The 12305-nt window shown below is 66.3% G+C and carries 13 protein-coding genes; 12 read left to right on the top strand and 1 reads right to left on the bottom strand.

The window, feature by feature from the left end:
* Positions 1-149: 149 nt before the first annotated feature.
* From AC0IY1_RS05795 to AC0IY1_RS05775, 5 genes are all read left to right on the top strand, one after another.
* Positions 150-2354, top strand: coding sequence for an AAA family ATPase (locus tag AC0IY1_RS05795; RefSeq protein WP_471768365.1), 2205 nt, complete (start codon positions 150-152; stop codon positions 2352-2354).
* Between the two features lie 379 nt (positions 2355-2733).
* Positions 2734-3255: an HGGxSTG domain-containing protein gene (locus AC0IY1_RS05790; protein ID WP_471768669.1), complete on the top strand. Its 522-nt coding sequence runs from the start codon at positions 2734-2736 to the stop codon at positions 3253-3255.
* The gene (locus AC0IY1_RS05785) at positions 3252-3563 is read left to right on the top strand and encodes a hypothetical protein (RefSeq protein WP_471768363.1); all 312 of its coding nucleotides are present in this window, start codon (positions 3252-3254) and stop codon (positions 3561-3563) included. The genes AC0IY1_RS05790 and AC0IY1_RS05785 overlap by 4 nt, the downstream gene beginning before the upstream one ends.
* A gap of 202 nt (positions 3564-3765) precedes the next feature.
* Positions 3766-4137 carry a hypothetical protein gene (locus AC0IY1_RS05780; protein ID WP_471768361.1) on the top strand — a complete coding sequence of 124 codons (372 nt, stop codon included), beginning with the start codon at positions 3766-3768 and terminating at the stop codon, positions 4135-4137.
* A 169-nt stretch (positions 4138-4306) separates the two neighbouring features.
* Positions 4307-5005 carry a recombinase family protein gene (locus tag AC0IY1_RS05775; RefSeq protein WP_471768358.1) on the top strand — a complete coding sequence of 233 codons (699 nt, stop codon included), beginning with the start codon at positions 4307-4309 and terminating at the stop codon, positions 5003-5005.
* Between the two features lie 6 nt (positions 5006-5011).
* On the opposite strand, the gene AC0IY1_RS05770 is transcribed toward AC0IY1_RS05775, so the two are convergent.
* On the bottom strand, positions 5012-5269 hold the full coding sequence (locus tag AC0IY1_RS05770) for a hypothetical protein (protein WP_471768356.1): 258 nt from the start codon (positions 5267-5269) through the stop codon (positions 5012-5014).
* A 363-nt stretch (positions 5270-5632) separates the two neighbouring features.
* On the opposite strand from AC0IY1_RS05770, the gene AC0IY1_RS05765 reads away from it, so the two are divergent.
* From AC0IY1_RS05765 to AC0IY1_RS05735, 7 genes are all read left to right on the top strand, one after another.
* A complete protein-coding gene (locus AC0IY1_RS05765) occupies positions 5633-6208 on the top strand; it encodes a hypothetical protein (RefSeq protein WP_471768353.1) in 576 nt (191 codons plus the stop codon).
* Positions 6208-6675, top strand: a complete 468-nt coding sequence (locus tag AC0IY1_RS05760; protein ID WP_471768351.1) for a hypothetical protein — start codon at positions 6208-6210, stop codon at positions 6673-6675. Before AC0IY1_RS05765 ends, AC0IY1_RS05760 begins: the two co-directional genes overlap by 1 nt.
* A gap of 12 nt (positions 6676-6687) precedes the next feature.
* Positions 6688-7983 (top strand): hypothetical protein, encoded by a 1296-nt coding sequence (locus AC0IY1_RS05755; protein ID WP_471768348.1) that lies wholly within the window; start codon positions 6688-6690, stop codon positions 7981-7983.
* Between the two features lie 263 nt (positions 7984-8246).
* Positions 8247-10076 (top strand): hypothetical protein, encoded by a 1830-nt coding sequence (locus tag AC0IY1_RS05750; RefSeq protein WP_471768345.1) that lies wholly within the window; start codon positions 8247-8249, stop codon positions 10074-10076.
* Positions 10073-10324 (top strand): hypothetical protein, encoded by a 252-nt coding sequence (locus AC0IY1_RS05745; RefSeq protein ID WP_471768343.1) that lies wholly within the window; start codon positions 10073-10075, stop codon positions 10322-10324. Before AC0IY1_RS05750 ends, AC0IY1_RS05745 begins: the two co-directional genes overlap by 4 nt.
* 275 nt (positions 10325-10599) lie before the next feature.
* Positions 10600-11775 (top strand): helix-turn-helix domain-containing protein, encoded by a 1176-nt coding sequence (locus tag AC0IY1_RS05740; RefSeq protein WP_471768340.1) that lies wholly within the window; start codon positions 10600-10602, stop codon positions 11773-11775.
* On the top strand, positions 11772-12272 hold the full coding sequence (locus tag AC0IY1_RS05735; protein ID WP_471768337.1) for a hypothetical protein: 501 nt from the start codon (positions 11772-11774) through the stop codon (positions 12270-12272). The genes AC0IY1_RS05740 and AC0IY1_RS05735 overlap by 4 nt, the downstream gene beginning before the upstream one ends.
* Positions 12273-12305: the final 33 nt, after the last annotated feature.

Genomic DNA, 12305 nt, shown 5'->3' with positions numbered 1-12305 from the left:
ACACAGCGAACCTTCCGACAGGATCGCACGGACGCGTTCGAGCAAAGCTCCGGACCAGCGCTGCAGCACGTGCACCCTCAAAACCGAAACGGCCAGGACCCCCGTGGCAGGGCGTCTGGCCGTCTGGCTTAAGCATTCAAGGACTTGAGATGTACGAGCCAAATGTAGCGGCCCCCGCGCCGTTGGACAATGCATCCGAAGGCCAGCTCGACACTGAACACGTACAGGGCCCGCCGAATGATTTCCGGTTCTGGTGGGATCTCGGCTACCGCAGCCTCGTGCCCATCGTGCCGCCAGGCGTCGAGCTCTCCCCGACATGCCAGTTGGCGCAGAAGCTGGCGGGCGGTCGCGACGACCGAGGGAAAGCGCCCGGCGTACAGCGTCCAGACGGTCTGTGGACCGGCCTCTACGGTTGGCAGGTCCACGAGACCACGGAGGCCGACCTTGATCGGTGGGCCGCTATGGGTACCGGTGTGGGGCTCGCCGATGACGGGGGCCTCGTCATTCTCGACATCGATGCGCAGGACGAAGCGACAGCCGACAGCATCGAGGCCGAGGCGCTTGAGATCCTAGGACCGGCCCCATGCCGTGTCGGGGCATGGCCGAAGCGGCTGCTGCTGTATCGGATCGAACAGACGCTTCCTTTCATGCTCGTCACCTTCAAGGGGCCTGGCGCCAAGCCTGACCGTGTCGAAGTGCTGGCCAAACCGAAGCAGGCCGTCGTCGCAGGCACCCATAGCGGGACCGGCAAACCCTACGAATGGCGGCGGCCCCCCGTGGCTCGGGATCAGCTCACGCTGGTGATGCGGCAGCAGGTCGACTGCTTCTTCGCTCGACTGGCGAACAGGCTCCCGGCCGCCACGACGGAGAAAGGCGCGACGCTGACGGACCGCGAGGCCGTCGACCAGACGAAGCTGAAAGGCCGCATCGATCTCGTCCGCAAGGCAGTCGCTGCGATCCCGAACACCGCAGCCCTGTTCCCGTCCTACGATTCCATGGTGGAGGTAGGCGAAGCCATCCACGGGGCCTGCATCGATGACGACGAAGCGGGCCGGGAGATCTGGCACGAATGGGCGTCGCGGTGGGAAGGCGGCGACTACAAACTCGGCGTGTCCGAAGCGTGTTGGGAGACGTTCAGGGCTCCGCACTCAATCGGAGCGGCCTACCTCTACCGGCTGGCCGCCGCGAACGGGAACGGATCGTTCGCGCCGGGCGAGCAATGGTTCGATGAAGAGCTTGCGCGTCTTGCTGCCGCGTCAGAGGTGGCAGTAGCCGCGACGATCGCTCCAGACGTGTTCGAGATGCTGACCCCCGGCCAGATTATCAGCCGGCCGCCGCTGCGGTACCTTATCGAGCGATACCTTCCAGAGCGAAGCCTTGGCTTCCTGTACGGCGACCCTGGATCGCGAAAGAGCTTCATGGCCCTTGATTGGGCGATGACCCTCGCCACCGGTAAGGCGGACTGCCACGGCTACGCCGTCGATGCCGATCCTATGGCCTGCGTCGTCTATATCGCGGGCGAGGGCGCGCACGGTATGCGGCCTCGGATACTGGCATGGGCGAGGCGGAACGGCCTATCAGAGGCCGACCTGGCCGCAAGCCGGTTTCGGCTCATTCCGGTCAGCATCAACATGATGGAGCCGGCGCAGGTCAGGAAGCTCGCCCGCACGATCCATCTCGGCGTCGGCCGCGCTTGCCTCGTGGTGGTCGACACCGTTTCGCGCGCCATGCCGGGCGCAGACGAGAACCTACAAGCTCCGATGTCCCTGTTCGTGCAGCAGTGCGACGCCGTCAAGGACGAATTCGGGTGCGTCGTCCTCGGCGTGCACCACGCCAACCAGAAGGGCAGATTGCGCGGGTCGGGAGTGCTGACCGGCGCAGGCGACTTCGTTCACAAGCTGTCGAAGGAGAAGGCACACGCCAGCGGCAAGCTCTGGTGCGAGAAGATGAAGGACGGTCCGGACGGATGGGAGGAGTCCTACCGCTTCGACGTGGTTGAGGTTGAGGGCGGCTCCAGCCTCGTGCCCAGCCGCTGCATCGTGTCGATAGGTTCGGAGGCCAACCCCGCGCCCGACATGGAAACCCGGGTGTTGGTGGCGATGCGGGCGGCATGGGACGCCAAAGCGCCGTGGTGCTTAGGGGCGCAGGGCGGCGAGCGGCAGGCGATCAAGCGCATGATCGATGACTTCGGATTTTCGCGTGATGCGGCAGCGGCGGCGCTCAGAGCCTGGACGGATACCGGTCGGATCGAGCTGTGCGTGTTCAACAAGAGCACCAAGGCGAGAGGCTACCGTGTGACATACACGCCGGCCGAAACGGACGAGGCAACGCCCGGTGACGGGATTTTCTCATGACCGGAGGTTTGCGGAAGTCTCTGGGTGATTTGCGGACGTTGCCCGCTAAGTCCTTGAAATCGTTGAGCGGAGGTTATTTGCGGACGTTGTGCCGGAGATCCGGAAGTGTATACCCTAAGTCATTGATTTTTCACACGGAAGTTATCCGGCGGAAGTCCGGAAGTCGCCCCTTATATATAGAGGGCAGGCCGCTTCGCTGGCCCTGTGGCCGCCTGCCTCTCTATGAATATGAAATCGATGGTCGGGACAGGGACAGGCCAACGGTGCGGCCGTCTCGGCGGATAGTTCACGGGGCCGCAACGTGAAGCGGGGGTTCGGGACGAACGCGCCCGCGTCGGCGCGGCAGGTCGCGTGGCGCCGCTCGGCCCGCTTCCGGGCGATGGGCCGGGCCGCGTGCCTACGGTTCAACGCCCTTCGCAGGGACGGGCCAAAGTGCGAGGCCACGAAGCGGTCGGACGGCCAGCCCTGCCAGAACCCGCCGATGGCGAACGGGTCGGGCCGGTGCCGGCTCCACGGTGGCGCTACTCCGGCAGGGAAGCGCTGGCACGTCGCTCAGGTCCCCGCGGTCGACACCGAACGGTTCGAGCGGAAGCTGGCCGACGTGAACCAGCGCGCGCGGAAGCTGGCCAAGCGCCTCGCCTCGATGACCCCGGAGCAGCGGGAGCGCTACGACCGATGGCAAAGCACGCATCGGCCTGGTCCGCCCGGCGCGCGATCCGCAGCCCGGTACATGGCCGACCAGGCCAGAGCCATCCGCGAGATCATCGCACGGCCAGACGCGCCGGGCGCTCATGACGCCGAGCTGGCCGAGCTCGATGCAATCCTCGCCGAGCTAAAGCACCAGCACGCCGTCGCGTCGGAACACCCGGCAACCCTTCACACCGGAGATATCTTCGAATGAGCGACCATCACGACATGACCCCCGCCGAGGCGCGCCGATACCTTCAGGAACGTATGGAAACGGAAGGCGCGGTGCTCGCGTACGAGACCGCCGTTGGGATCTGCCGCGACCCGAAGGCATCGGCGACGGCCAAAGCATCGGCGCTCAAGGCGCTGTTCTATGTCGCCGGCCACGATGGGAAGCCGGCACCTGACCGCGACAAGCCCCTTTCCGAGATCACCCGAGACGAGGTTGAGGCGATGATCGCGGATCTGAAGCGGGGGCATGTCGCTCGGGCGCAGGACACCGCGGCAGACATCTTCGACTAAGTTATTGAATGTGTTGCCTGTCATTGTCCATTTTGTCTATCGACAGCGACATACAATACTTGCAATCGCTTTATGAATGACAGAATGTCAGGGTATCGTTTGAAAATGAGGCTTGACGTATCTGTCGCGAGGCGGCTTCTTGATCGCGTCCGGGGCCTCCGGACGAACACCCGCCGTTGAACTACGGCTAGGACCCCCAATCATGTCGGAATGCAGCACCGTGTCGCCTCTGGCGACGCAGCCGGAGACGCTCGACCTTTTCACGCATCCCCTCGCAGCGGACGGCTTGCACCTGCGCTACCGGATGACCGGCCACTATGACCCGGGCGCCGAGGAACCGTGCCCAAACGCCTGCCTCGAACTTCTGGCCGATCATGACACGATGGCGGCCTTCGCGGTCGAAGTGGAGGCCGCCGTAGGGGCTGCGGGTCTCTCCGGTCCGAGGTGCGAGCCTGCATCCGACTTCGGGGGCAGCACTTGGCGTGCCGCTGACATCGTCGGCCCCCGCGGGATGATCCTCGAACTGGCGCTCGTGGCGCAGCGTCTTGGGTGTGAGCGTCGCCCTTGGGCGTAGCCGAGGCCATCCCGCATCGAGACCAGAGGGGCGCCCTGACCGGCGCCCTTTTGCGTTCCGGGTCGGCCTAGCGCGAGGGGCCAGAAATCGGCGCCGAACGTCCAGAAATCGATTGCGTAACATTCTAAAACGGTCGCATAAGGTTGTTATAGACGAGATCGAGACCCCCATGACCGGCACGAACCATCCCGGACTGCCCCTGACCAAGCCGGTCGTCGCCTACGTCCGCGTTTCGACGGATCGGCAAGGCAAGTCGGGCCTTGGCCTCGATGCGCAGCGGGCGGCCCTGGCAGCCTTCGCCACGGCTCACGGGTTCGAGATCGTGGAAGAGTTCACGGACGTCGCCTCGGGCAAGGGCGAGGACGCCCTGGAGCGCCGGCCGCAGCTCGCCAAGGCGCTCGCCCGGGCAAAGAAGCTGAAGTGCCCCGTCGTGGTCGCCAAGCTCGACCGCCTGTCCCGCGATGTGGCCTTCATCGCCGGCCTGATGGCGCAGCGGGTCCCCTTCATCGTGGCCGAGCTCGGCGCCGACGCCGACCCCTTCATGCTCCACATCTATGCCGCCCTGGCCGAGAAGGAGCGCGCGCTGATCTCGGCCCGCACCCGGGCCGCGCTGGCGCCGATGGTTGGCCGCGGCGTGCTCGGCAACCGGACGAACCTTGCCGAGGCATCGGCCAAGGGCCGCGAGATCCTGGCCGCCAAGGCCGACGACTTCGCCGCGAACGTCCTCCCGGTCATCCGGGAGATGCAGGCCAAGGGCGCCTCGATGCGGACCGTGGCGACCGAGCTGAACGACCGGAACGTGAAGACGGCGCGCGGCGGCACGTGGACCGCCGTTCAGGTGTCTCGCATCCTCGACCGGGCGGCCTGAGCGGGCCTAGCCGGCCCGGAGGGCGATGACGTTCGATCCGGGTTCGCTGTGACCCACGAAGCGCCGTGACGGCCTCGGCGGGATCGTGGCCGGGACAGGCCGTAGCGTCTCCTCCAGGTCCAAGGCGTGCCGGCGGGCATCGGCCATCATGGCAGCGAGGCGCACGGCCAGCGCGGGCGTGAGACCGGCTTGGCGGATCTCATCCGCGACCGTGTCGAGGGTGGAGCGCAGGACGCGGGCGCGCATGTCGGCCGGAAGGCACATGGGGTCGATCTCCTGTGGCGGGCGGGCATTGTGCGCCTGACGACCTCGACGCGCCAAGGGTCATCTCCGCCGCTCGACGGTCAGGCACCCTGCCCCGGGGCCGGGCCGCCCCCTGCCGGGCACTCCCCCCACCTTCGCGAAACCGGCACCACAGTCGCCGAGAAAAATGCGCCTCTCCAGAAATCCCAGGTCGGAAACCTGGTAAGTAAAAACAGCTTCGACCGGGCTGTATATCAGTTGTATGTCACTAATCAGCCAGATTATGCGGCGTATTTATTTATGGAAGGTGGATTTTTCTCTTTGTTACGCTGAGCTGTGAGGTGTACAATGCGCTAGATCTTCCGACACGGGGCCGCGCATCGAATGGCTACCTCAGAGCCGCACGCTTCTAAGAACGCCCTCAGCCTCATCGCAGGGGCCGCAGCGCCGTCTCCGGAGGAGCTCGAAACAGAGGCGCAGGTCGCCCTGGTGTGCCGGTGTTACGACGAGGCCCGAGGCGACGAGGCCCCCGCGGCGCTGATTCGGATGCTGGATTGCCTTCTCGTCACCGGATCGAAGTTCGACGGGCCGAGGCCTACGCACGACCAGACCGACCGGCTGATGGCTGCGGGCAACAAGGCTCGCAATCCGATCCGCGAGGCGCTGGAAGCGGAGTATCCGTACGACAGGATGCAGCTCGGCCTGGACGCCTTGCTTGGTCTCGAATTCCATTGGAGCGAGACACCCGAACAGCGTGCCGCCCGTACGCCACACATCATTGCCGACTTGGCCGACTTGGCCGCGATCTTCCGGAATGACCTGCGCAACATTCTCCTGCGCCGGGCGGTAAAGGAGCGGGCCGAACAGCGTCGGGACGACTCGATTGCAGGGTTCCACCCGGTCTTCCGTGAGATCCTGGAAACCGAGATCCTCGAAGCCGTCGGCGCCAAGGTGGCGTGATGGAAGACGAGGCCACCGTACCCGCTGAAATCGTGCTGGCCGTCGTGACGGTCCGGCTCGGCTTGGCCGCCGAGGGGAACGACATTCCCGGCAACCTCGACCTGGCGCTGCGGACGATCATCACCGCGGCGAAGGATTTCGACATGACGCGCGCCTCTCCGGAGGCCATCCGTCAGGCGGCCATCGCCCTCGCCGTCGTGACCCCGGTTGCGACGGAGCACTTCGGCACGTGGCCGCAGCCCGAGACCGTCAACATGGGCCTGAGCTGCGCCAGCAACATCCTCCACACCTTCGGCATGGACCTGGCCGACCTCCCGCAGACGCACCGGGACCTACTGCCGATCTGGACCGATTGGGCCTCGATCCTGGTGGCCGAGGCCGATGCGGTGACGCGCTACCGGCGCCTTGCGGCCGGGCTTGGCCATGATTTCGACGCCCCCGCGGCCGCGCCGCATACCCTTCACTGACGAGGATCCGCGATGGCTGTTCGATTGAGCCGCTTCTACAACGACGAGGGCATTGGCCGGGGCTTCCAGAACATCGCCGGCGCGTTGGCGCCGCCGAGCGCCGACGACCAGCTCGCCGGCCAGAAAGCCCTTGAGATCAAGGAGAAGGCCGGGCGGATCGCGCAGCTCTTCGACAATCCGAACGACCCGAGCTTCGACCGGCGCGCCACGGCGGCCGGGCTCCAGACGGGGTCACAAAGCCTTGAAGCTGTCGGCATGAACAATGCCACCGCGCGGACCACGAACGCCGCCGACAATGTCAGGGCCATCGCCACCAACGCGAACACGACCCGCGGCACCACGATAGCGTCGCTCTATGGATCGTTGAGCCCGGGACAGGTTCGGCCAATGGTACCGGATGAGGTGGCGAGCACCATCGGCCTGCCCTCGATGGCCGCGGCGCAGGGCAACGCCCCGGTCCTGAGCAGCGACCAGCTCAAGGCGGCGATCCTCGGCCGCCTGCCGGAGAACGAACAGCGAGCCTCGGCGCTCCACGACGTGCCGGTGGAGCAGGTCCAGACGTCCGCCGGACCGCGCATAGCCTTCCGGGCTGATGCGGTCGGCGAGGCTCCCGTGCTGCCCGATGTCACCGGCAAGGTTACGAACTACACCGGGCCGAACGGGGCCAAGGGCACGGCGGTGCCGGGCGTGGGCGGGAAGCTGTTCGATACGCAGACCGGGGCCGAGCTGCCGGCGCAGTCGACGGTCTACAGCGGGCAGGCCACCGGTACGCCCGGCGAGTTCAGCAAGGCGACCGAGGCGCAGGGTCGGGCCGGCTACGCGGCCGACATGGTCGAAGGCGCGACGCGGGACATTCTGACGGCCTTCGACACCGGCAAGCTGCCGACCCGCACCGACACGGCGCTGCGCAGCGCGGCCGAGACCCTTCCGAGCATCCTGTCGCCCGAGCTGACGACGAACATGAGCCCGGACGGCCAGGTGTTCTTCCAGAACGTGCGCACGGCCCTGCCGATGCAGCTTCTGACGCAATCGGGCCAGGGCGTCACCGAGCGCGAATACGAACGCAAGATGGCCGAGCTGGTGCCGGTCCCCGGTGAGGCGCCAGGCGTCACGGCGGCCAAGCGGCGCCAGTTCGCGACCTATGCCGAGGCCGTCAAACGCTTGGCCGGTCCGGCGGGCGTTCGGCCTGCTGCGGCGCCCGGCACACCGCCTGCCCCTGTGCGTGTTGCGACGCCCGAGGAGGCCCGTGCCCTGCCGAAGGGCACCCCAATCCTCCTGCCTGATGGCAGCACCGGAGTAGTCCCGTAATGGCCGAAGATCCGTGGGCGGATTTCCGCCAGCCGACGCCACAATCCGGCAGCACCGCAGATCCATGGGCGGCTTTCCGGGTGGCCTCGCCACCCTCCCCAACAGCGGGAGAGGGTCCGTTGGCCTCGCCCCCGCCGGCGGCTCCGTCCGTCGCCCTCGACGTCGCTAAGGCCGCCCCGGTCGGGGTGGCGAAGGGGACCATCGGCCTCGCTGGACTGCCCGGTGACGTTCAGGAGATGGGCGGCAGCTTGGTAGACCGGATCATGCTCGGCGTCGGGCACAAAGTCATGGACTGGACCGGCTACGGCCCCCAGGCCGGCACGCCCGAGCGCGCGGACTTTGACCGCATGTACACCGGAATCGGCTCGGGCGGCGGCCTGCCGACCTCGGGCGCGATCCAGCGCGGCGTCGAGACCGCGACCGGGCCGTTCTACAAGCCGCAGACGACCGCCGGCGCCTACGCGCAGACCATCGGCGAGTTTGCGCCGAGCGCCGCCATCGGCCCCGGCGGTCTCGTGCGCAAGATCATGGAAACGGCGGTGCCCGCCGTCGCATCCGAGACGGCCGGCCAGGCCACGAAGGGCACGGCCGCCGAACCTGTGGCCCGGTTGATAGGGGCCATCATGGGGGGCGCCGGCACCGCGGCGGTGCGCGCCCGGGCCGACGCGCACGACCGCACCATCCGCTCCGCGATCCCTCGCGACATGACGGAAGCGCAGTGGCAGGCCTCCCAGGGGGTGGCTGACACAGGCCGCCGCATCGGCGTCGATCTGACAGGCCCGGAGGCCGTTCAGCAGGGCACCAATGGGGCCACCAAGCTGGCCGACGTTCAGCGCTTTGTGGAGGGCTCGCCACAGAGCGCCCCCTTGACCGGGATGATGGCGGCCCGTCCCGATCAGATGCGGGCAGCCGTGGGTAACTCCCTCGACGCCGTCGGGCCGCAGAGCGCGCTTCCCTCAACGCTCGGGCCACGCGCGGCCGAGACGGCGACTGCGGCAATCGATGACGTCCGCCAGGGCATCAACACCGCGACGCGCCCGGCCTACGACGCCGCCGGGCGGCACGTGCTCGACCCGGCCGACTTCGACCCCATCGCCCGCGATCCCGCGTTCCAGGCCTCACTCCGTCGGCTGCGGGGCGACGAAGTGCTCGGGCCGACATACCGGGATCAGCCCGACAACGCCGTCTCGGTCATCGACGCCGTGACGAAGGACATGCGCGACCGCGGCGTGGCGCTCGGGAACAGCAACAACCCGGGCTTCAGCTCGCAGACGGCAGGCCTGTACGGCACCGGCGCAACCGAGGCCCGCGCCATCGCCCGCGATCCGGCCCGGGGTGGCGTCCAGGCCTACGACGATGCGCTGACGGCGCAGGCGCAGGCGCGGCAGCAGAACCTGGCCCCGCTGGAGCAAGGCCCGCTTGGGCGCGTGGCCGAGGCGACCAGCACCGACGCGGCCGGGCAGGCGGTGCTCCCCGGCGCGGGCAGTCCGCACCTGAACGTCGGCGGCCAGGGCGAGCTCACGGACGCCGTAACGCGCCTCGCCGCGCGCGATCCGGAGCTGACGGCGCAGCTGATCCGCCAGCGTCTCGCGAACCAGGCCGATACCAGCATGACACGGCTGGTCGGCGGCGAGGCCCAAGGGGGTGGTGCCCGCTACGCGAAGGACTTCGCCGGCACGGATCAGCAGGAGACCAACCTGGAAGCGGTGCTCGGCGCCCTGCCGAACAGCCCGGGCGCCCGCGCGGCGATGGAGGATCTTCTGCAGACCCTGCGCGCCACCGGTCAGCGCAAGCCGCAGGGCAGCCCGACCGACTTCAACGCTCAGTACCGAGCCGAGATCGGTGGCGAGACCCTACCGCAGCAGGGTCTCACGGCGTTGAAGACCGGTGGCCTCTCGCTTCTGGCGAATGCGCGCGACGCGGGCCGACGGGCCTATCTCGGGCGCAACAATGAGCGGCTGGCCGAGACGTTTGCGGCTCCGGATAGCGTGGAAAGGCTGAAACAAATCATCATGCGCCGGGCCGAGACGCCGTACAGTGATGCGGCGCTCCGGGCGGCGATCCAGGCGCCTGGAGCTCTGATCAACCGATGACATACACGCTGCACCACTTGGCGCCCGGCAGCTACGACTTGGCCCTGGACGGGGTCATCGTCGGCGGCGTTGTTCGCGAGACCACGGCCGGAGGCGCTCCGACCGGATGGTGCGCCGAGCTGCTGGAAGACCTGCCGGCGGCGACCCGGCCCCGCCCCTTCGATTGCGTCGAGCATCGATTCCCGACGCTGGAGGCGGCCGCGGCGTGGCTCGGTGACGCGCAGATCCTGTTCGGCGAGGCAGCCTAAACCCTCTCCCGGCCGACGGCGGGTCAGTTGGAACGTAGATCCGGGAGGCGACCGCTAGAACTTGCAGCGGGAGGAGCAGGCGACGATTTTCGCGGCCAACGCCCAGCGCCTTAACCCTAAGGGCAGGAGCGTATGATCCGAGGTCACACCGGTGACAATCCCGAGCAATCGCTACGCAGGGTCATTGCCTGTTCACCCTTCTCCGCGCAAACAGGAACGCAACGTTTCCTTGCGCTCTTATCTCCGCAAGGATACACACTGCCGGGATGCCCACCATGAATCACACCCATATCGGCCAGCGCATCAAAGCGTTGCGTGAGGGCAAGGGCATGCAGCAAGCTGAACTTGCTACCCTCCTTGACCTCAACAGCCGACAAATCGTTTCACAGATCGAAGCCGGGACGCGTCGTCTCACGGCTGCCGAACTCATGACGATTCTCAAGCATTTCGGTGAGACCCTCGAGCGTATCACAAACCCGTTCCTGTTGATGGGGAAGAGCGCGTTCTCCTGGCGTCAGAAGGATGTGCCTGCCGACATTCTTGATGCGTTCGAGGAGCGCGCAGGCGAGTGGATTGGTGCATACCGCGAACTCAGCACGGTCGGACAGAGCCGCCTGCACAAGCTGCTGCCCAATCTTCGCCTTACCTATATGAGTTCGTTCGAGGAGGCTGCGCTCGCGGGCGAAGCTGTGGCCGAACATCTCGGGCTCGGTGAGACCCCGGCGTTCAGGCTCGCTGACGTCATGGAGGCGAAGCTCGATATCCTCGTGTTGATGGTGGATGCCACGCCTGGGATCTCTGGAGCGGCCTGTCACCTGCCGCAGCTAAACGCGGTGCTGATCAATCGGTCCGAAAGCTTCGCGCGGCGGAATTCCGACCTCGCGCACGAGTTCTTTCACATCCTGACGTGGAACGAGATGCAGCCGGTCCGCATCGAATCCTCTGTCGATGTCTGGGATGCACCGGCCCTGCAAACACGGTCGCAGAAGCGCGATCGCAATCAGCGTATCGAGCATCTGGCTGACAATTTCGCGTCGGCGCTGCTGATGCCAGAACGCGCACTTGCCAAAATTGGCGCTCCTCGCGGTGATCATGCGCAGTGGCTCACTGAAGCGGCAGCCGTGCTTGGAGTCTCCAGTCGTGCCTTGAAGTGGCGCTTAGTCAATTTGGGTCGATGCCCTGAACTCGGCTCTGTCTCTGAGGCGGATCTGGTGGCAGCTGGTCGCGGTCGAAACGAGACCGCGCGCAACGCAACGCTGCCCAGCTTGTTTAGTGCGCCCTTTGTGAACACGATCATCAGTGCAATCGAGCAAGGTAATCTGACCGCACGGCGCGCCGCCGCCTTGCTGGATCTGGACAAGGGCGGCCTCAGCGAACTGTGTGACGCTTACGGGATCACCCGGCCCGTTGAGCTTGGCGGTCCGATGCCTCCAGAGCCGCAGCCGGCGTGATTACACGCGACACGCCGATACTGCTGGATACAAACGCAATCTCAGCTTGTCACGAATACGGATGCTGGCATGCGATTTCGCGTGCTTTTTCACTAGAGACGGTGGAAACGTGCATCACTGAGTTCCAGACCGGCGGATTCTGCCAAACAACCGAAGAATATGTCGACGAACTAACATTGCGTGGGGCGTTTAAGCAGGTTCACGCACCAACCGAAATTCAGCGGATCACTATCGCGCTGAACGATGGTGGAGGGCTTCACGACGGCGAGAGGGACCTCTGGGGCCACGCGTTAGAACGTACTGATGCATGGGTCCTGTGTGGTCCGGACCGAGGCAGCATGAAGTTCGGCTGCCAACTCAATAAAGGGCAGCAGCTGATTTCACTCGGGGGTCTCTTGGACCAACTTCGACATCCTTCAGCGCCTTACATCCCCGACCACTTCAAGCAGCGCTGGCTTGAGAAGGTCCGGAGCAATTTCATTCTCGGGATTGTATGAGAATTTGCGTCACGTTCTGCTCTCAGCTCCTCG

It is taken from the genome of Methylobacterium sp. AC690, from assembly GCF_979256535.1.
The sequence above is the reverse complement of the archived record's forward strand: the minus strand, read 5'-3'. Positions and strand labels throughout refer to the sequence as shown.